16 protein-coding genes and 1 pseudogene are annotated in these 20,661 nt (G+C 26.6%); 1 reads left to right on the forward strand and 16 read right to left on the reverse strand.

Going from position 1 to position 20,661, the window contains the following annotated elements; translation table 11 throughout:
* Window positions 1-23: 23 nt before the first annotated feature.
* From ftsA to D9V77_RS01130, 15 genes and pseudogenes are all read right to left on the reverse strand, one after another.
* Entirely contained in the window at window positions 24-1,280 is a 1,257-nt protein-coding gene (gene ftsA / locus D9V77_RS01065; RefSeq protein WP_158338235.1) for a cell division protein FtsA, read from the reverse strand.
* 185 nt (window positions 1,281-1,465) lie between these two features.
* Window positions 1,466-2,398, reverse strand: coding sequence for a D-alanine--D-alanine ligase (locus D9V77_RS01070; protein ID WP_158338237.1), 933 nt, complete (start codon window positions 2,396-2,398; stop codon window positions 1,466-1,468).
* The gene (gene murC / locus D9V77_RS01075; RefSeq protein ID WP_158338239.1) at window positions 2,395-3,849 is read right to left on the reverse strand and encodes a UDP-N-acetylmuramate--L-alanine ligase; all 1,455 of its coding nucleotides are present in this window, start codon (window positions 3,847-3,849) and stop codon (window positions 2,395-2,397) included. The genes D9V77_RS01070 and murC overlap by 4 nt, the downstream gene beginning before the upstream one ends.
* A gap of 41 nt (window positions 3,850-3,890) precedes the next feature.
* On the reverse strand, window positions 3,891-4,955 hold the full coding sequence (gene murG, locus D9V77_RS01080) for an undecaprenyldiphospho-muramoylpentapeptide beta-N-acetylglucosaminyltransferase (protein WP_158338241.1): 1,065 nt from the start codon (window positions 4,953-4,955) through the stop codon (window positions 3,891-3,893).
* On the reverse strand, window positions 4,952-6,151 hold the full coding sequence (ftsW, locus tag D9V77_RS01085) for a cell division protein FtsW (RefSeq protein WP_158338243.1): 1,200 nt from the start codon (window positions 6,149-6,151) through the stop codon (window positions 4,952-4,954). Before ftsW ends, murG begins: the two co-directional genes overlap by 4 nt.
* Window positions 6,148-7,470 carry a UDP-N-acetylmuramoyl-L-alanine--D-glutamate ligase gene (murD, locus tag D9V77_RS01090; RefSeq protein WP_158338245.1) on the reverse strand — a complete coding sequence of 441 codons (1,323 nt, stop codon included), beginning with the start codon at window positions 7,468-7,470 and terminating at the stop codon, window positions 6,148-6,150. Before murD ends, ftsW begins: the two co-directional genes overlap by 4 nt.
* Window positions 7,470-8,537 (reverse strand): phospho-N-acetylmuramoyl-pentapeptide-transferase, encoded by a 1,068-nt coding sequence (gene mraY, locus D9V77_RS01095; protein WP_158338247.1) that lies wholly within the window; start codon window positions 8,535-8,537, stop codon window positions 7,470-7,472. Before mraY ends, murD begins: the two co-directional genes overlap by 1 nt.
* Window positions 8,531-9,187, reverse strand: a complete 657-nt coding sequence (locus D9V77_RS03145) for a glutamate ligase domain-containing protein (RefSeq protein ID WP_315984404.1) — start codon at window positions 9,185-9,187, stop codon at window positions 8,531-8,533. Before D9V77_RS03145 ends, mraY begins: the two co-directional genes overlap by 7 nt.
* The gene (locus tag D9V77_RS03150) at window positions 9,082-9,897 is read right to left on the reverse strand and encodes a Mur ligase family protein (RefSeq protein WP_261979288.1); all 816 of its coding nucleotides are present in this window, start codon (window positions 9,895-9,897) and stop codon (window positions 9,082-9,084) included. Before D9V77_RS03150 ends, D9V77_RS03145 begins: the two co-directional genes overlap by 106 nt.
* Window positions 9,894-11,387, reverse strand: a complete 1,494-nt coding sequence (gene murE / locus D9V77_RS01105; protein WP_158338249.1) for a UDP-N-acetylmuramoyl-L-alanyl-D-glutamate--2,6-diaminopimelate ligase — start codon at window positions 11,385-11,387, stop codon at window positions 9,894-9,896. The genes D9V77_RS03150 and murE overlap by 4 nt, the downstream gene beginning before the upstream one ends.
* 33 nt (window positions 11,388-11,420) lie before the next feature.
* A complete protein-coding gene (gene ftsI / locus D9V77_RS01110) occupies window positions 11,421-13,133 on the reverse strand; it encodes a peptidoglycan glycosyltransferase FtsI (RefSeq protein WP_158338251.1) in 1,713 nt (570 codons plus the stop codon).
* 46 nt (window positions 13,134-13,179) lie between these two features.
* Window positions 13,180-13,439 (reverse strand): annotated as a pseudogene (locus D9V77_RS01115) (cell division protein FtsL).
* Window positions 13,436-14,374, reverse strand: coding sequence for a 16S rRNA (cytosine(1402)-N(4))-methyltransferase RsmH (gene rsmH, locus D9V77_RS01120; RefSeq protein WP_158338253.1), 939 nt, complete (start codon window positions 14,372-14,374; stop codon window positions 13,436-13,438). The pseudogene D9V77_RS01115 and the gene rsmH overlap by 4 nt, the downstream one beginning before the upstream one ends.
* Window positions 14,375-14,596: 222 nt before the next feature.
* On the reverse strand, window positions 14,597-15,073 hold the full coding sequence (gene ilvN / locus D9V77_RS01125) for an acetolactate synthase small subunit (RefSeq protein WP_158338255.1): 477 nt from the start codon (window positions 15,071-15,073) through the stop codon (window positions 14,597-14,599).
* 3 nt (window positions 15,074-15,076) lie between these two features.
* Window positions 15,077-16,792, reverse strand: coding sequence for an acetolactate synthase 3 large subunit (locus D9V77_RS01130; protein ID WP_158338257.1), 1,716 nt, complete (start codon window positions 16,790-16,792; stop codon window positions 15,077-15,079).
* A 1,500-nt stretch (window positions 16,793-18,292) separates the two neighbouring features.
* Between D9V77_RS01130 and degP the strand changes: the two genes are divergently transcribed.
* Window positions 18,293-19,729 (forward strand): serine endoprotease DegP, encoded by a 1,437-nt coding sequence (degP, locus tag D9V77_RS01135; protein ID WP_158338259.1) that lies wholly within the window; start codon window positions 18,293-18,295, stop codon window positions 19,727-19,729.
* 46 nt (window positions 19,730-19,775) lie between these two features.
* Here degP and dapD read toward each other — a convergent pair whose 3' ends face one another.
* Complete coding sequence (gene dapD, locus D9V77_RS01140; RefSeq protein ID WP_158338261.1) at window positions 19,776-20,600, reverse strand: 2,3,4,5-tetrahydropyridine-2,6-dicarboxylate N-succinyltransferase; 825 nt, start codon at window positions 20,598-20,600, stop codon at window positions 19,776-19,778.
* Window positions 20,601-20,661: the final 61 nt, after the last annotated feature.

Raw genomic sequence — 20,661 nt, forward strand, 5'->3', positions numbered from 1 at the left:
AAAGTTTTGAGTATAATATATTTTTAAAATTCTTTTTTAAACCAATTGTTAATTTGTTTTAAAAACTTTTCAAAAAAAGAAAACTCTTTTTTTTTCTTATCAATATTTGTGTACGATTCTCTTCCATAATGCAACAAACCAATTACTGTTGAGTAATCTGGTTCAGTTACCTTCTCAATTAATCCAGAAACGTTAAAAGGCTTAGCAATTCGTACTTTTTTATTAAAAATTTTTTCTGCACAGTCAGTTAAACATGGAATCTTTGATCCACCTCCAGTAAGCACAATTCCACTTAATAATTCATATTTCTTTCCCTTTTTTTGAAGTTTTTTTTGTATATGAATAATTTCATTATCTATTAAAGATAATAGTTCTATATATCTCGATTCAATTACGTCTATTAATGCATCTTGTTGTAAAGTTTTTTGAAAATTACTATTGATATCAGAAAAATCAATATTTTTTGATGATCCTAAAGATGGTTTCATTGTAGAACCATATTTGATTTTCATGTTTTCTGCATCATAATAAGAGGTACTAAAAGCATATGAGATATCACTTGTTACAATATTTCCAGCATATGGTATCACTTGGCTATACTGTATGGATCCATCGATATAAATAGTAAAATCTATTGTGCCTCCACCTATATCAATCATACATACACCAAGATTACATTCATCTTCAGTTAAAACGGCTTTACTCGACGCCAGACCCGAAAAAATAACTTGATCTACTTTTACATCGCATTTTTCTACAGCTTTAATAATATTCTTAGCCATATTTTGATGGCAAGTAATCAAATGAACTTTTACCTGCATACGTACTCCGGACAAACCTATAGGATTTTTTATTCCGGATTGTTGATCAATTGAATATTCTTGAGGTATCACATGTAATATATGATGTTCATTAAGAATTTGAACGGATTTCGCAATATGTATTACATTTTCCAGATCGTCTTTTGTTACTTCATCTTCAGAAATTGGAACTATACCTATTTCGTTTTGACAATTAATATATTTATTTGATAAAGACATATGTACAGAAGTAATTTGACAATCTGCCATGATTTCAGCTTTATTAATTGACTCTTGTATACATGAAACTATGGAATCTAAATTATTAATTCTTCCTTTATCTATACCTTTAGACGCACAAGTTCCTAATCCAATGATTTTAATCGTATCATCTATTAATACTTCTCCTACCAAAGTTACGACTTTAGTAGTACCAATTTCTAATCCTACTACTAATTTTCTGTCTTTTGATATGATCATTATTTTTAGCCTGTACTATATTTCTTTAATTATTACTTTTTTAATAAAATAATTCTTTATTTTTTATATTCATGATATATTCAAATTTAATAAGTAAATTTTATTGTCTTTTTCTTTATTTAAATATTAAGCATTAGATTAGTATTGTTTGGTGTTAATCATCAATTATTTTGATTAACGTTATATTATAATAAATTCTGATCATTCATATTTAAAATCAACAAAACTAGTTTATCAAATGATATTCCCATGTTTTGTGCGGACATTGGAACTAAACTTCTATTTGTCATGCCAGGTATAGTATTAACTTCTAATAACCAAAATTTATTCTCATTATCTAATATCACATCAATTCTTCCACATCCACTACATCCTAGTGTGTTCCACGCTAAGATTGCTATCTTTTGCAATTCTGTTTCTTGAAGTATATTTAATCCACTTGGACATGAGTATTGTGTAGAAGAAGACATATATTTAGCATCATAATCATAAAAATTATTTTTGGTGGAAATATGAATAGAAGGGAGTACTTTTTCACCTAGAATAGAAATTGTATATTCTTTTCCTTTTATAAATTTTTCAATGAGAATATTATTATCATAACTAAAAGCTATTTTTATAGCATTTTTCAGTTGATCAAGACAAGATACTAACGTTATACCTATACTTGATCCTTGATTATTTGGCTTAATTAAAACGGGGAATCCAAGTTTTAATGTTTTTTTTACTATAAGAGGATATATTGATGCAATATTTTTTTTTTTTGAAATGTAAATGTCAGGTGCGGTTAAAAGACCACGAGATTTCCATAATAATTTAGTACGAAATTTATCTATAGAGATTGAAGAAGACATGATCCCGCTACCTGTATAAGGAATATTTAAATATTGAAGGACTCCTTGAATACTTCCATCTTCGCCACCATATCCATGTAATGAAATATATACCTTATCAAAACCTTCTTGTTTTAATTTCATTATAGAATAATCACGTGTATCGATTGGATATGCATTTAATCCAGATTTCAGTAAACTGTTAAGAACAGCATATCCTGATTTGATTGAAATTTCTCTTTCAGAAGATGTTCCTCCTAATAAGACAGCTATTTTTTTATTCATTTGCTCCACTTTTTTATTTTTTTAATTAACATTGTACGTACGATTTTATCTACGTTTCCAGCACCCTGTATTAAAACAATATCGTTTCCACTTAATTGAGGCATAAGAGCATCTAATATTAGATTATTATCAGAGATTAAAATAGCATGATTTTTTCCTGTTTTTTTTACATCATTAAAAAGTGAGAAACTATCTGCTCCTAGAATAAATTTTTCGTTTGAAGAGTATACATTTAATATCAATAAAACATCTACCTTAGATAAAACATAAACGAAATCATTATACAAATTATATGTTCTTGTATATCGATGAGGTTGGAATATCATTATTAAGTTTTTATTTGGCCAACTCATTCGTATTGTTTTAATAGTCTTAGATAACTCCGTAGGATGATGTCCATAATCATCTATTAACATGCAATTAGTATTTGTACCAATATTTTTCTCAATTGAAAGAAATCCGAGGAATTCAAATCTTCGACAAGTACCTTGGAAATTTTTTAGAGATAAAATTATATTGTGACTACTTATGCCTTCATTAATTGCCAGAGCAATTGCAGCTGCAGCATTTAACGCATTATGTTTACCAGGTATATTCAAAGTTATATTTAATTCTTTTTTATTTTTTAGGATAATTGTGAAATTTCCAAAAAAATAATTTTGTTTGTAAAAAAAAACTCGAATATCTGCATTTTTATTGAAGCCATATGTAATTACTTTGCATTTAATATCAGTTAAAATATCACAAATAGCACTATCATCTATACATACTATAGCTATTCCATCTGATGGAATTTTTTTTAAAAAACATAAAAACGTTTTTTTTAATTTTGCAAAACTATTATTATAATGATCCATGTGATCAGGTTCAATATTAGTTAGAATCACTATTTTTGGATTTAGATATAGAAAAGAAGAATCACTTTCATCTGCTTCTGCAATAAAGTAGTGAGAAGATCCTAATTGAGCATGAGAATTAATTGATTTTATTAAACCTCCATTAATTAAAGTGGGATTTATACCGCTTTCGATAAAAATATCTGAAATCATCGAAGTAGTAGTGGTTTTACCATGTGTTCCGGAAACTGCTATTCCAAATTTAAAATTCATGAATATTTCAAGCATTTCTGCTCTTAATAATATAGGTATATTACGTTTTTTGGCTGCTATAATTTCTTTATTTTTTTGTGAAATAGCACTAGATTTAATGATGAAATCAATATTTTGAATATTTTTTTCAGAATGTTGAAAATATATAGTTGCTCCTAGATTAATTAATTTTTTTGTATTAAAACTATTTGATAAATCAGAACCACTGATTTTATATCCTAGTTTTAATAAAATTAAAGCGATTCCTGACATGCCGGAACCACCAATACCAATAAGATAAATATTTTTATATTTTTTTTTAGAAATAAAAAAGTTATTTTTTTTTATATCTTGTACATTCATACTTTTATCTTTTCAATTCTACTTTATTGTAAATGTAAGATTTATGTTTTTTTGGAAATATTATTAATTATATTGAAAATATTTAATATTGAATCGCGAATTCCAAGAGAATAAGCTTTTTTCGCCATTAAAAAAAGCGTGTCTCGATTTAGAGAATTAAGTAAATTAACAAGCAATTTAGTATTAAATTGTGACTGATCAATTATTTTTGCTGCGCCAATTGATTCTAAATCTTGTGCGTTTCGGTGTTGATGTTGATCTTTATGTGGATAAGGTACAAAGATAGCAGCTAACCCTACTATAGATATTTCGCTGACAGTCAATGCTCCAGAACGACAAATAATTATATCAGCCCATTGATATGCAGCAGATATATTTTTTATAAAACAACTAATTTTATATTGATTTAATTGGAATTTTTCATATTTTTTTTTTGTTTTTTCTAATTCTTTAAAACCTGTTTGATGCCAAATAATAATTTTTTCTTTTAGTACTAATGATACTTCTGGTAGTATCTGATTTAAAATAGAAGATCCTTGACTTCCACCAATAACTAGTACTCTTAAAAGACCTTCTCTATTTTTAAAACGATTCATAGGAGAAGGAATGTTTATAATTTTTTCACATACTGGATTTCCTACTACTTCTGCATTTCTTAAAACTCCAGGATATGCTTGCATGTTTTTTATAGATATTTTAGATAGCCATTGATTTGTAATACCTGCAATTTTATTTTGTTCATGTAGAATTAATGGAATTCTACAATTCCAAGCAGCAATTCCTCCTGGACCGGATACATATCCCCCGAGTCCTAGTATAATATCTGGAGACCAATTTTTTATTATTTTTTTAATATTATAATAAGCGCGTAATATATATATTGGTGAAAGGATTAAATTTTTTAAGCTAGTATTACGTAGTCCCTTAATTTTAATATAATGTATTTTAATACCATATTTAGGTATTATTTTGGATTCTATACCATTTTTTGTCCCTATCCAATTAACACTCCATCCTTTTTTAATGAGATAACGAGCTATAGTTAGTCCTGGAAAAACATGGCCACCACTTCCGCCTGCCATAATTATTATTTTTTTATTAATCATCCAGATCCTCTAGGAAATGCTTGCGATGTTTTTAATCTTATTTCAAAATCGATTCTTAATAGAAGAAAAATAGCAATTGAATTAATAATCAAACTTGACCCGCCATAACTAATAAATGGTAAAGTAAGTCCTTTAGTTGGTAAAATACCAGTTACAGCACCAACATTAATTAATGTTTGAAAGCCAAACCAAATACCGATAGAACAAGCTAAAAATCCTGGAAAAATTTGTTCTTTTTCTAAAGCTTTTTGTCCGATATACATAGCGCGCAAAGCAAGTGAAAAAATGAGTAATAAAATTAAAAAAGCACCAATATAACCCAATTCTTCACCTATGATAGAAAATATAAAATCACTATGTGCATCTGGCAAATAATCTAGTTTTTGTATTGAATTACCTAGACCTTGTCCTAAGAAGTTTCCACGACCCAATGCTATTAATGATTGTGTTAATTGATATCCATTACCAAATGGATCTTCCCAGGGATTCCAAAAAGACAAAACTCTTTTAATACGATAAGGTTCTAATAATATTAATAAAATTATTGTTAATATGCTAATGGCAATAATAATGCAAAATTGTCCTATTTTAGCACCAGAAATAAATAAAATTGATAAAGTGGTAAAAAAAAGAACAACTACAGTTCCTAAATCAGGTTCTGCTAACAAAAGAATTGATTGTATAATAATAACACTCATGGGTTTAAAAAAACCCCAGAAATTATTACGTACTTCGTTAGATTTTCTTGATAAGTAACTAGATATATAACAAAAAGAGGAAATTTTACATATTTCGGAAGGTTGTATGTGCAAGAAACCTACATTTATCCATCGGAAAGATCCGTGTATTGAATGGCCGAATAGGAGTACAAAAACTAGTAATAGAATTGAAATGATAAGGATAATATTACTGTTATTTTTCCAAAAAATAATTGGCATACGTAAAAAAATAAAAGATAATAAAAATATTAAGAAAAGATAAAAAATCTCTCTTTTAATAAAAAAAAATGGATTATGATATATATTTTGACTTATAGGAATGGATGTTGAGATAACCATAATTAACCCGATAGAAAATAAACTCAAGGTTAACCATACTAATATACGATCATATAATATAAAAAAAGAATCTTTTTTATTACATTTTTTTTCAGTATTTTTTTTATTTTTTACATTTTTGTTGTATAAGTGTATCAAGTGATTTCCTTTATTAATTTTATAAAAAGATTACCCCTCTCTTCAAAATTAGAAAATTGATCTAAACTGCTACATCCAGGAGACAGTAGTACTGTATCACCTGGTTTAACTTGTTGTGAAATTAATATCATTGCTTCTTTTAAATTTTCAACATAAATAGATTTTTTTTTATATATTTTTGAAAGTTTAATACCATCTTTTCCAAAACAGTAAATTTTTATTTTTAGTTTTTTGAAATAAATTTTTAATTTATTAAAATTTCCAGATTTACTATCTCCACCTAATAACAATCTTATTTTTCCTGTTGTTTTTATGGAATTTAAAGCAACTTCAGTACTATTTACGTTTGTAGATTTAGAATCATTGATCCAATTTATTCCCTTTTCATTTTTTATTATTTGAAATCGATGAGGCAGGTTTTGAAAATTTTTAATTACATTTATTGTCTTATTTCTAGGAAATTTCATTGCATCTGAAACAGCAATAGAGACTAATGCATTATTATAATTATGGTAACCATACAATGAGATTTCTCTCGTATTCAATATCTTTTTATTTTTAAAAAATAAAAAATTATCTTGATTTTCATGATGTATATGATAATCACTTGTACTAGTTCCAAAACTAATCCATTTTTTATTTTTAATATGCGCAAGATCATTTATTAAGTCATCATTTGAATTAGTTATGCAAATTTCCGCTTGATTATAAATAGATATCTTGGTTTTTTTATATTGTTGAAACCCTTGTGGATATCGATTGATATGATCCTCGCTAATATTGAGAAGAATTGCTATTTTAGATTTTAAAGTAAATGTGTTTTCTAGCTGAAAACTAGATAATTCTATTATGTATAAATCCGCTGTTTTATCAAGCATTTTTAATACAGGAAAGCCAATATTTCCACCTAAAAAAGATTTATAACCTGCATTTTGCGCGATTTTTGTTATCATTGTAGCCACAGTGCTTTTCCCATTAGTTCCTGTAATTGAAATAATAGGAACATTTGTTTCTCTAGAAAATAATTCAATATCGCTAATAATTTCAATTCCTAATGTACGTGCTTTAATTAAAGTAGGTTTCAATGAAGAAATTCCTGGACTTATAATAATTAAATCTGATTCTAAAATCCATTTATGTTCTAAGTTTCCTAAACTATATTTAATATTTTTAGGAATCTTAAAAAGATTCTTAGGATTTTTAGACTCGTCAAGAATTTTAGGTCTTATTCCTTGTTTTAAAAAAAAATTAATACATGACATTCCTGTCAATCCCATACCTAAAATTAATATTTTTTTACTAAAATAATTATATGACATTAATACACCTTTAAGGAAATAAGACTTATTAATAGTAATATTAATGATACGATCCAAAATCTCACCACAATTAAAGGTTCTGATATACCTTTAATTTCATAATGGTGATGAATTGGAGCCATTTTAAATATTCTTTTTTTTCTTATTTTGAATGATATAATTTGTAAAATAACAGATATTGTTTCAAAAACAAAAATACCACCCATAACAGTAAGTAGTAATTCTTGATGCAATAATATTGCTATAGTTCCTAAAGCACCACCTAGTGAAAGAGAACCCACATCTCCCATAAATACCTTGGCTGGATAGCTGTTAAACCACAAGAAACCTAATCCTGAACCAATAATTGCCATGCATAATACAGATAATTCTTCTGAATTTTTTATATAATGAACATGTAAGTGAGTAGCACTGTTTATATTTTCACTAAATAAAGATATTAATGTAAAACCACAAGTTAAAAAAATAACAGGCATAATGGCTAATCCATCTAATCCGTCTGTTAAATTAACTGAATTACTAGTGCCAACAATTACAAAATAAGAAAGAAATATGTATAAATAATGTATTTCAAAAGAATTTTTTACATAAAAAGGAATGATTAATTTAGTAGAAATGATTTCTTTGTTGCTAGTATTTATTATGTAAATGAATACTAAAGCAATGACAGACAACCAAAAATATTTCCATATTAATTTTAATCCCTGAGTGTTTTGGTATTTTATTTTTTTATAATCATCTATTAAACCTATTATGCCATATCCTATTAAAATACTTATAACATACCAAATATAAATACATGATAAATTACAATATAATATTATAGAAAATAATATAGAAAAAATTATAAAAATTCCACCCATAGTTGGAGTATTATTTTTTGAAAAATGTGTTTTAGGTCCATTTTTTCGTATTATTTGATAATTTTGCAATTTTTTAAAAAAATATATGAAATATGGTCCAATATATAAATTAATAAAAAAAGAAGTTAATAAGCTGAATATTGCACGATATGGAATATTAAAAATAAAATTTAAATTAAAATATTTATTTAAAAAAATTAACATTTTTTTTTGCTCTCTTTGATAAGTTTTTCTACTATTTCTTCCATTTTTGCACTGCGAGATCCTTTGACTAGTATTGTTATTTGTTCTTGTTTTAAAAATAGTTTTTTTAAATATTCACTGAGATTCTTTTTATTAAAAAAATGTTTTCCATTATTGCAAACTTTAGTAATTTCATTGCTTATGTTACCAACGCTAAACACTTTATTAATTTTTGATAAATTAGCAGTATTTCCTATCATTCTATGATATAAAGCACTTTTTTCTCCTAATTCGGCCATATCTCCAGTTACTAAAATTTTATAACCTGGCATGTTTTCTAAAACTTTTATTGCTGAAATCATAGATGAAACATTAGAATTATAAGTATCATCAATTAAAATTTTATTGTTTGCTAATGTAATTAGTTCTAATCTTCTTGAAACAATAGGAGTATTTAATAGTCCTATTTTTATTATTTTTAAAGGTATTTTTACTGCAAAAGAAAGGGCTGTAGCTGCTAATGCATTAGATATGTTTTGATAGCCTAAAAATGGCAGTGAAATATCTATGTTTCCACATGGTGTATGTATTGTAAAAGATGTACCATATACATGAATTTTAATATCACTAGAAAAAAAATTACTATATTTTTTTTTTTGATAGAAAAATATAAAATATTATTTTTATATATATCTTTTTTCCATAGTGAAAGATGATGGCTGTCTAAATTAATAACCACTGTTCCATTTGGTTTTAAACCAGAAAATATTTCTGATTTGGCTTTAGATACTCCTAATAACGATTTAAATCCATTTAAGTGAGCACAGTGAATATTATTAATTAAGATAATTTCTGGTTGACTAATATTGCTGGTATAAGAAATTTCACCTAATTTGTTTGCACCTAATTCAATCACAGCGTATTTATGTTTTTTTGTCAGTCGTAACAAAGTCATAGGTACACCAATACTATTATTTAAATTGTCAATAGTAGATATTGTATTTCCATTCTGCCTAAGAATAGATGCCGTCATTTCTTTAACTGAAGTTTTTCCACAAGAACCAGTAATAGCTAATATTTTTGCATTAGTTTTTTTGCGAATCCAATTAGAAATCTGTCCTAAAGCAATAGATGTGTTGTCTACTATAATATAAGAAATATGGGATTTTATATTTTTCTGTGTAATTACAGCAGAACAGCCTTTTTTAATAGCATCTTTTACAAATATATGAGCATCAAATTTTATACCTATTAAAGCGATAAAAAGACAACCTGGAACAATTTTTTTAGTATCAATAACAATTTCATTTATAAATAAATTGTTTCCATATAGTTTTCCATTAGTAATTAAGGCGATTTTTTTCAATGATACAGAAATCATATTTTATTTTCCAATAAGTTTAATACTGTTTTTTTATCTGAATATTTTATATCTCTATTTTTAATTATTTGTTGTTCTTCATGTCCTTTTCCTGCTATTAAAATTATATGATTATGTTTTGATTTAAGATATGCATAATATATTGCTTTTTTTCTATTTGGAATAATTAGTATTTTTTTCTTGTTTTTACAACCACTTAGAATATCTTGTATAATTTTTATTTCTTTTTCATTTCGCGGATTATCGTTTGTAAGAATAACTTTATCTGACATTTTTTCCGCAATAGCCCCCATAATAGAACGTTTTTTTTGATCTCTTTCTCCTCCGCATCCAAATATACACCAAATGTATTTTCGATAATGTAAATAAATTGCATCAAGTGTTTTTTGTAATGCATCTGGTGTATGAGCATAATCAATAATAAAAGTTGGTTTTTTAATACGAAAAAATGTTTCCATTCTACCATGTACAGGTGTTATTTTTTTAGATGTGCGAATTAAATCAGACAAATTATAACCTAATTCTAAAAGACAAGCTAAAGATAATAAGAGATTGGTGACATTGAAATATCCAATTAGACAAGATGATATCTCACCCTTTCCCCAACTTGATTCGAATGTAATACGAACAGAATGATTATAATATTTAATATCTGTGGCATTGATCCATTTTGTAGAATATTTTCTCTGTTCAGAATTTTTAATCGTAACCGATATTGTATAGAAATCGAGTAATTTTTTTAACCATATTTTACCGTATTGATCATCAGCATTTAATATAATTTTTTTAACTTTATGCGTGCTAAACAATAACCATTTTGCTGATTCATATTGTTTCATATTTATATGATAATCTAAGTGATCTTGTGTTAGATTTGAAAATATTGCAATATGAAAAGGAACGTCTTTTACACGATTTTGTATCAAACCATGTGAAGAAACTTCCATAGTCACTAATTTAGCTTGTTTTTCTAATGCCATAGATAAGAATGAATGAATAAAAATAGCAGAAGAGGTCGTGTTTTTTGAAGGTTTTAAAAAGTTATAAACACCGTTTCCTAAAGTTCCCATGGTTGCAACTTTATTGCCTAAAATTGTACTCCATTGATTAATCAATTGAATTATAGTCGTCTTTCCATTAGTACCAGTAACTCCAATTATTTTTAATTTTTTTCCTGGTTCTTTATAAAAACGGCTTGCTATCATCGATATTTTTTCGGATAGTTTAAAAAAGTATATTATAAGAATATTATTAATATATTTAAATATTCCATGAATTTCTTTTTTTTCAGTTTCATATAGAATTGTTGACACTTTTTTATAAATCGCTTCGAAAATAAAGTTGCGTCCATCTTTTTTTATTCCAGGCACAGCTATAAATAAATCTCCTTTATTCAAATTTCTGCTATCCATATTTAAATTTAAAATATATTTGTTTGGAATATTTTTAATCCATGGTGATAGTAAATATTTTAAGGAAGTTTTGTTCATTCAGTTTTGTAATTTAATTTAAATAATAATATTTTAATTAGATAGATTATCTGGTTTTATATTCATTTCTTTTAATATTAATTGCATTACACCGCTAAAAACTGGAGCGGAAACTGCACCTCCATAATATTGATTTCCTTTAGGATTATCGATAATAATTATCAATGAAAACCTTGGATCACTCGCTGGAGCAATTCCCGCAGTATAAGCTGTGTATTTTTTAATATAATGTCCATTAATACCGACTTTTTTTGCAGTTCCTGTTTTAATAGCAATACGATACCCTTTAACTGCAGCTTGTCTACCGCTTCCTCCTATTTTAGCAACACTTTCCATCATATTAATTACTTTTTGAACATATTTTTTTGGGAAGATTCTCTTTTCATATAATGGTTTTTTAATTTTTATAATAGAAAGTGGGCGATATATTCCATAACTTCCGATAGTAGCATATAATCTGGCTAGTTGAAGAGGGGTTACCATAAGTCCATATCCAAAAGAGAAAGTAGCTTTATCTAAATCAGACCATCTTTTTCTTTTAGGTATCAATCCGCTTTTTTCTCCAATTAATCCTAGTTTAGTAGGTTTTCCTAATCCAAATTTTGTATAGCCGTCAAGTAATTTTAAAATTGGCATAGAAAGTGCAATTTTTGATACTCCTACATTGCTTGATTTTTGTAATATACCAGTGATAGAAAGTTGTTCATGATAAGAAACATCTTTTATTCGATGACTTTTAATGAAAAAAGGTTTTGTATTTATTATAGAATTTTCTTGAATTGTGCCAAGTTCTAATCCTTCTAAAATCACTATTGGTTTTACTGTTGAACCAGGCTCAAACATATCTGTAATTGCTCTATTACGAATATTTTTTTTTATTGTATTTTTCATATTATTAGGATTATATGAAGGACTATTTGCCATAGATAAAACTTCTCCAGTTTTGATATCAATCAAAACTGCAGTGCCACAATCAGCTTTATTTTTTTCTACTGCATCGTGTAATTTATCATATATAATATTTTGTAATTTTGTATCAATACTGAGTGTTAAATTATTGGATGGACTTTTATTAACTAAAGATATATTTTCAACAACATGTCCTTTATTATCTTTTCTTATTTTTCTTTTTCCTGGTTTTCCTGTCAACAGTGAATTAAAACTTTTTTCTATTCCTTCAATTCCGATTCCATCTATGTTAGTTATACCTATAAGTTGAGCTGCGATTTTTCCAAAAGGATAATATCTTTTTGGTTCTTCTAATAAAAAAACACCAGATAAATGTAATTGTTTAATATAATCTGAAATCTCAGGATTTATTTGACGAGCTAAATAAATAAATTTTGATTTTTTATAAGAATTTATATGTGAAATTACATCTTGTAAAGGAATAGATAGAATTTCTGATAAAGCTTTCCATCGTTTATCATTTTTAATATTTTTGATATCAAGAATTGCAGATGGATCTGCACATATCGCATTAACTGATACAGTGACTGCTAGAGGGTATCCTCTTCGATCATTAATAATTCCTCTTGTCGCAAGTAAAGATTGTGTTCTTAATGTTCTACGATCTCCTTCTATTATAAGTGGATTCGGATTAATTATTTGTAAAAAAATTATGCGCGAAGTTAAAATAAGTAAAGATAAAAAAATAAAACTATATAATATAAAAAAACGCCAATTTATATAATCTATTTTTTTTATTTTTTCTTTAAAAAAATTAATTTTTTCTTTTTTATACATTTTCTAAATAATATCCATCAATTTACATTTTTTTATCAAATAAAAATTATTTTTTTTGAACTGTAGAGTGAATAGATAAAGAATTTTTTTCAATTATTAAATTTCTCCATTCTTCATTTTTCTCTTTTTTTTTAGAATGAGATTTTCTTCTTGAGAAATTAATAATCGGGTATTGTAAACTGTAATAATAACAAAACTAGCAGATAATATAATAGCTATTAATAGCATTAAGTGTATTTTCCCATGGGAAAGTAAATCTTTTTTAATTATTTTTGGTAAATCATAACGTTGAATTTTCATATTCATTCTTTCATTTCTGCTGTACGAAGTATAGAACTTCGAGCTCTGGGATTATTACTTATTTCATTTTTAGTGGGTAATATACGATTAATAATTTTTAATTTGCATATTTTTAAATTGTTTAATTGTTTTTCTGTAATAGGCATACCATATGGAACTATTGCTTTTTTACTATTTTTTATCATAAATTTCTTTACTATTCTATCTTCTAAAGAATGAAAACTAAGAATTGATATCCGTCCTCCTGGTTTTAATATTTTCAGTGTACTTTCTAAAGCGGCTTCAATTTCTTTCAATTCTTGATTAATATAAATTCTAATTGCTTGAAAACTTCTTCTTGCTGGATGTTTAAACTTGTTTTTTATCGGTATTGCTTTTTTTATAATACTTGCTAATTCTAGAGTGCTTGTTATTTTTTTTATTTTACTTGTTTTTTTTATTGCATAAGCTATTTTTTTTGAAAAACGTTCTTCTCCAAAATTTTTTAAAACAAAAGAAATTTCATCAACATGACTTTTAAACAGCCATTCTGAAGCAGAAATGCCGGATTCAGGATTCATTCGCATATCTAAAGGACCATCTTTTTTAAATGAAAAACCTCTTTTACAGTCGTCAATTTGTAATGAAGACACTCCTAAATCAAATATAATTCCATTAACTTTTCCTGCAATTTTTTCGTTTTTTGCATAATCTAGTAATTTTGAAAAATTCTTGTGAACTATATGAAAACGCATGTCTTGAATATTTTTTCCAATAGAAAAAGCTATTGGATCTCTATCAATAGAATATAATCTTCCATCTTTTCCTAATTTTTTTAAAATTTCATATGAATGTCCACCAGATCCAAATGTGCTGTCAATATAAATACCATTTTCTTGAATCTTTAAAGAACGAATTAGTTCTTCTTTCATTACTGGAATATGCTTAATTATATGATTCATTCTGAAATGTATATGATGTAAAGTAAAAATATTATAATACATAGTCGTTTTTTTAAACGACTATGTATTATATGTATATTTAGAATACTTACTATTCAAATAGTATGTTATAAAATTTAAAAAATTTTTTTAATATTTTTATCAAAACATTTAAAAAATTTATAAATAAATTAAAAATTTTTAGTAGAAAAATGAGTACGTATTATTTTTATTTTTAATCATTTATCCTCGAGAAATACCAACAATTCCAGAACGAGTTACTTCAATAACTTCTGATATATTTCGTATGATTTTAAGAAAAGAATCAATTTTTTTTGTAGTACCAGACAATTGTAATATATATGTTGCAGATGTTATATCTACAATTTGTCCTCGAAATACTTCGATAATATGTTTTATATAATCTCGTCTATAATCGTTTATCTGAACTTTTAGTAATATAATTTCACGTTCGACATGAGAAGACTGTCCAATTTGTACAACTCTTAATACATCTATCAATTTATGAAGTTGTTTTTCAATTTGTTCAATGGCTTTTTCATCGCCTACTGTTTGTATAGTCATTTTTGATAAAGTAGGGTCTTCAGTAGGTGCTAATGTAATAGTTTCTATATTGTATCCTCTTTGCGAAAAGAGTCCTATTACTCGTGATAATGCACCTGATTCATTTTCTAATAGAATAGATAGAATTCTTCGCATATTTTAGGAGACCTCTTTTTTCCTTAACAACATTTCATTCATACCGCCGCCTTGAATCTGCATGGGATAAACGTGCTCAGAATTATCTATTTGAACGTCTACAAATACTAAATGACCATGAGATAATTTATTTAATGCTAATGTTAACTTTTCTTCTAATTCTATAGGTTTAGTAATTTTAAGACCAAAGTGTCCATAAGATTCTGATAATTTTACAAAATTTGGAAGTGAGTCCATATAAGAATGAGAATGCCTTCCTGAATAAATCATATCTTGCCATTGTTTAACCATTCCTAAAGAAGAATTGTTAAGATTTAATATTAATATTGCTAAATTATATTGTTTCGCTGTAGATAATTCTTGAATATTCATTTGAATACTACCGTCTCCAGTGATACAGATGACAGTTTCTTTTGGCAAAGCTAGTTTTACACCCAATGCTGCAGGAAGTCCAAATCCCATAGTTCCTAGACCACCTGAATTAATCCAATGTCTAGGCTTGTTAAATGGATAATACAATGCAGTAAACATTTGATGTTGTCCAACATCTGAAGTAATATAAGCTGTACCTTTTGTTAGTTTAAAAAGAGTTTCAATAACTTTTTGAGGCTTAATCTCATTACCTGTTTGATCATATTTGAGACTATTAACTTTTTTCCATTTTTTAATAGTATCCCACCAATTTTTTAATAGCGGAATTTTTTTTTCTTTCTTTAATAATTCCAACATTTTTCGAAGTACATGTTTCGCATCTCCAACAATAGGTATATTAGCAGACACAGTTTTAGAAATAGAAGTAGGATCAATATCAATATGTAAAACAACAGCGTTTGGACAGTATTTTTTTAAATTATTTGTTGTTCGATCATCAAATCTAACCCCTATAGCAAAAATAACATCGGCATGATGCATAGTCATATTAGCTTCATAAGTTCCATGCATTCCCAACATAGAAATATTTTGAGCATGATTTCCCGGAAAAGCTCCTAGTCCCATCAAAGAAGTAGTAACAGGACAGTTTGTCTTCTCTGCAAAAACACGTAGTTCGTCACTACCATCAGAACTAATAATTCCACCACCTGCATAAATTACAGGTTTTTGAGCTTTTAATAATGTGCAAAGTGCTTTTTTAATTTGTCCTATATGACCTTTTGTGGTTGGATTATACGATCGTATATGAACTTTTTCTGGCCATTCATAATAAAATTTATTTTCTTTTTTTAAGATGTCTTTAGGCAAATCAATTACCACAGGTCCTGGACGTCCACTTGATGCTAACCAAAAAGCTTTTTTAAAAACCATAGGTATATCTTCAGTTTTTTTAACTAAAAAACTATGTTTTACTACCGGACGAGAAATGCCAATCATGTCACATTCTTGGAAAGCATCATAACCAATTAATGAAGAAGCAACTTGACCAGATATGACAACCATAGGAATAGAATCCATATATGCTGTAGCAATACCAGTAATAGCATTTGTTGCACCTGGTCCAGAAGTAACTAATACAACTCCTGTTTTTCCAGTAGCACGAGAATAACCATCAGCCATATGAGTTGCAGCTTGTTCATGTCTTACTAAAATATGTTCAATGCCACCAACAGTTTTTAGAGCATCATAAATATCTAGTACAGCACCACCAGGATAACCAAATATATGCTGTATTCCTTGATCAATTAATGATCGAACAACCATTTCGGCTCCTGATAATATTTCCATTTTTTTCCTCCAGGATAATAATTTATTAGGTTTATTCCCTAGCTCTCTATCTATCAGTTTATCCTGTAGTTCATCTAGATAAAATTAGCGCTATTTATTATAAAATTTTAAAAAATATCTTGTGTCCAAGATTTATATTTTTCATATGATTGTTCTGTGTTTAACAGTCAATGACTTCAACGGCGTTTGATTCTGAATTAGTCTTTAGTGTAAGAGGAGTAATATTAATTTTCATTATTACAAATATATCAGAGATTATCAATTAATAGAAAGTATTAAGTTTACTTTATTATAATTTAGTTTTTACATTACTAAATTAGTATAATTTTATTCTTTAGCTAAAAATATTTTAAATTCAGGGGGGGAATCTATGTTTAAAAAATCTTTTTGCTTGTGTAAAAAGAAAAATTTCTAATTTTTTTTTTAATGCTAATTTTTAGCTTTTTTAAAACTTGATATTAACAACTCTGTATTCCAGATATTTGCTTCTAATGCTATTGATGTAATGACGCTGACTTATACTAAGTTATAAATTATAGGTTTCTTATTATAAGGATCTCAATTAAATGTGAAATATATTTTTTTTGAAGTAATAATTTCGATAAGTGCCTGTTGTACTAATTGAATTATTTTTTAAACATACGAGTAAAAGTGTCAATTTTTTCTTATTAATTAGTTTTTGAATTACAATAATTTTATAATTTTGTTTACGTTATTTTTTTATTAATACATATTGTATATGATCTACAGTAAAAACGTTTACCAAAACTAGAAAGATTAATTTCTATTCTATTTAAATCTTTTTCTATAAATATTCTAAAATAATTTTTAGCAAGTTTTATGTTTTGGTCTCCAGAAAGATGTGTTTTTCTTATTTTTTTTATAAGGATAACTAGTTGATTTTTTTAGCACCTAATCCCCATATATGAATTAATAGGCTAATTATAATATCTAATTTTTCATTAATTTTTATTAACATTTAGAACTTTTACAGTAATATTAAAAAAATTTTTATTGATGAGTTGTGGTTGATTTTTTCATTTTTATTAAATTGAGGTGCTATAGAATTTTTTCTTCAAGCATGAAATCATTTTTTCATCTTGATCTAAATATGTTTATATTAATTTTTTTATGTATATTTTTTCTAAATCAGGAATTTTAACATACCAATTATGTCCCTATAGTTTTTCTATAAAATATTGTAATATTTTTTTCTTTATTTTAAAGGTTTATTATAAAAATTAATTTTTATCAATATAATGCAAAAAGACTATAAATTAAATAAGAAAATAAAATTATATGTATTTTAAAAGCATTAAATATTTATTGTTTTATAGTTTTTTCTGATCTTGATATTAGTATAAATTTTTATATTATAGATATTAACAAGCAATGGAGTTAAATTTTAATGGAGTGTATAATAAAAATTTATTCCATTGCATAATGCATTATAATAATTTTTTTATCTACATATTAGATTGTAATTATGAGAAAGAAATAATGAAAAAATCAGCTATAATATCAAGTGAAATAATTCTGATTTTAACGCTATTACTAAGTTTTGGAATGTCTTGGAACGATATTACTCCTGCTATAAAAAATAGCACTGTTTCGAAAGAAACATCTCCTAGTTTAGCGCCAATGTTAGAAAAAGTTATGCCTTCAGTAATTAGCATTAATATTGAAGGAAGTACTGTTGTGCATACTTCTCGGTTGCCTCATCAATTTAAACCATTTTTTGGTGATAACTCTCCTTTTTGTCAGGATAATTCACCATTTCGAAATTCTCCTTTTTGCCGAGTTCATCCTAATTCTGATAATAAAAATGAAAAATTTCACGCATTAGGTTCTGGTGTTATTATTAATGCTGATAAAGGATATGCAGTAACAAATAATCATGTTGTTGAGCATGCAAACAAAATTCATGTCCAATTAAGTGATGGACGTCGTTATGAAGCTCGAGTAATTGGCAAGGATTCGCGTTCTGATATTGCTTTAATACAATTAAAAAATGCAAATAATTTAAGTGCGATAAAAATTGCTGATTCTGATACTTTGCGGGTAGGAGATTATACTGTAGCTATCGGTAATCCATATGGTCTTGGAGAAACTGTTACTTCAGGTATTATTTCTGCGTTAGGACGAAGTGGTTTAAATATTGAGCATTATGAAAATTTCATTCAAACTGATGCAGCAATTAATCGAGGCAATTCTGGTGGAGCATTAGTTAATTTAAACGGCGAATTAATAGGAATTAACACTGCTATTTTAGCTCCAGATGGTGGAAATATTGGAATTGGATTTGCTATTCCCGGAAATATGGTAAAAAATTTAACTGCACAAATGGTTCAATATGGACAAGTAAGACGAGGGGAATTGGGCATAATAGGTATGGAATTAAACTCAGATTTGGCACAAATTATGAAAATTAATGCACAAAAAGGTGCTTTTGTTAGTCGAGTTTTACCTGATTCTTCTGCATTTGAAGCAGGTATCCGAGCGGGTGATATTATTGTTTTTTTAAATAAAAAACCTATTTCTAGTTTCGCAGCATTACGTGCTGAAATAGGATCTTTGCCAGTAAAAACTAAAATGGAATTAGGAATATTTCGAGAAGGAAAAATTAAAACTATTTTAGTTGAATTAAAACATTCTATAAAACACAATTTAAATTCAGAAAATAATTATATAGGAATTGAAGGTGTAAATTTAAGTGATTATGTATCTAATGAACAAAAAGGAGTAAAAGTAGAAAATGTAAAATTAAATACTCCTGCATCAAGAATTGGTTTTAAAAAAAATGATATTATTATTGGAGTTAATCAGAAATTAATAAATTCTTTAGAAGAATTAAAAATAATTTTAGATAGTAAGCCTAAAATATTAGTTTTTAATGTAAAAAGAGGCAATGATAGTATATACCTAGTCAGTGAATAATGATTATATTAGTTCCGCCCGAAAAAATACGGGCGGTTTTTTTAATTTATATCGCATTGCGTAATAATTGATTAATCTCTGTTTTGCTTAAAGTTTTTAAATCTACTTTTTTTACAATGATAGCAGCATAAAGATTGTAATTTTTATTTTTAGACGGCAAACTACCAGAAACGACTACGGAATGAGCAGGTACTTTTCCATAAAAAATTTTCCCGTTTTCTCTATCATAAATTTTAGTGCTTTTTCCAATAAAAACACCCATAGAAATCACGCAACCCTTTTCTACAATAACTCCTTCTACAATTTCAGATCGTGCACCAATAAAACAATCATCTTCAATAATTGTAGGATTGTTTTGTAGAGGTTCTAAAACACCTCCTATACCAACACCTCCGGATATGTGTACGTTTTTACCAATTTGAGCACAAGAGCCCACAGTAGCCCAAGTATCTATCATAGTTCCTTGATCAATATAGGCGCCTATATTTATATAAGAAGGCATAATCACTGTATTATAATTAATAAAAGAGCCATATCTTATTGTTGCTGGTGGTACAATGCGTATTTTTTCTCTTGCGAACTTTTCTTCAGTGTATTCTTCATATTTTAATGGGATCTTATCATAATAATTAGTACAACTGCCTTTTATAAAATTATTTTTTTTTATATACATGTATAATAAAACTGCTTTTTTTAACCATTCATGAGTAATCCAATGATCATCTTTTTTTTCTGCAATTCTAATTATACCATTGTTTAATAATTTAATAACCTGTGAAACGGTTTCAAAAATATCGTGATTAATATTATTAATATCAATTTTATTTTTATTTTCGTACGCTTCTTCAACTATTTTTTTTAATTCTTGCATCTTTTAATTTAACCTAATATGTTATTAATAAATAAGAAATTTATTTTAATCTATACAAATA

It is taken from the genome of Buchnera aphidicola (Sitobion avenae) (assembly GCF_005082585.1).
Lineage (GTDB): Bacteria > Pseudomonadota > Gammaproteobacteria > Enterobacterales > Enterobacteriaceae > Buchnera > Buchnera aphidicola_Z.

Excerpts from the sequence above, each read along its gene's own strand:
- ftsA (WP_158338235.1), bottom strand. The coding sequence starts at position 1,280 with ATGATCATATCAAAAGACAGAAAATTAGTAGTAGGATTAGAAATTGGT.
- D9V77_RS01070 (WP_158338237.1), bottom strand. The coding sequence starts at position 2,398 with ATGAATAAAAAAATAGCTGTCTTATTAGGAGGAACATCTTCTGAAAGA.
- murC (WP_158338239.1), bottom strand. The coding sequence starts at position 3,849 with ATGAATGTACAAGATATAAAAAAAAATAACTTTTTTATTTCTAAAAAA.
- murG (WP_158338241.1), bottom strand. The coding sequence starts at position 4,955 with ATGATTAATAAAAAAATAATAATTATGGCAGGCGGAAGTGGTGGCCAT.
- murD (WP_158338245.1), bottom strand. The coding sequence starts at position 7,470 with ATGTCATATAATTATTTTAGTAAAAAAATATTAATTTTAGGTATGGGA.
- mraY (WP_158338247.1), bottom strand. The coding sequence starts at position 8,537 with ATGTTAATTTTTTTAAATAAATATTTTAATTTAAATTTTATTTTTAAT.
- D9V77_RS03150 (WP_261979288.1), bottom strand. The coding sequence starts at position 9,897 with ATGATTTCTGTATCATTGAAAAAAATCGCCTTAATTACTAATGGAAAA.
- murE (WP_158338249.1), bottom strand. The coding sequence starts at position 11,387 with ATGAACAAAACTTCCTTAAAATATTTACTATCACCATGGATTAAAAAT.
- ftsI (WP_158338251.1), bottom strand. The coding sequence starts at position 13,133 with ATGTATAAAAAAGAAAAAATTAATTTTTTTAAAGAAAAAATAAAAAAA.
- rsmH (WP_158338253.1), bottom strand. The coding sequence starts at position 14,374 with ATGAATCATATAATTAAGCATATTCCAGTAATGAAAGAAGAACTAATT.
- ilvN (WP_158338255.1), bottom strand. The coding sequence starts at position 15,073 with ATGCGAAGAATTCTATCTATTCTATTAGAAAATGAATCAGGTGCATTA.
- D9V77_RS01130 (WP_158338257.1), bottom strand. The coding sequence starts at position 16,792 with ATGGAAATATTATCAGGAGCCGAAATGGTTGTTCGATCATTAATTGAT.
- degP (WP_158338259.1), top strand. The coding sequence starts at position 18,293 with ATGAAAAAATCAGCTATAATATCAAGTGAAATAATTCTGATTTTAACG.
- dapD (WP_158338261.1), bottom strand. The coding sequence starts at position 20,600 with ATGCAAGAATTAAAAAAAATAGTTGAAGAAGCGTACGAAAATAAAAAT.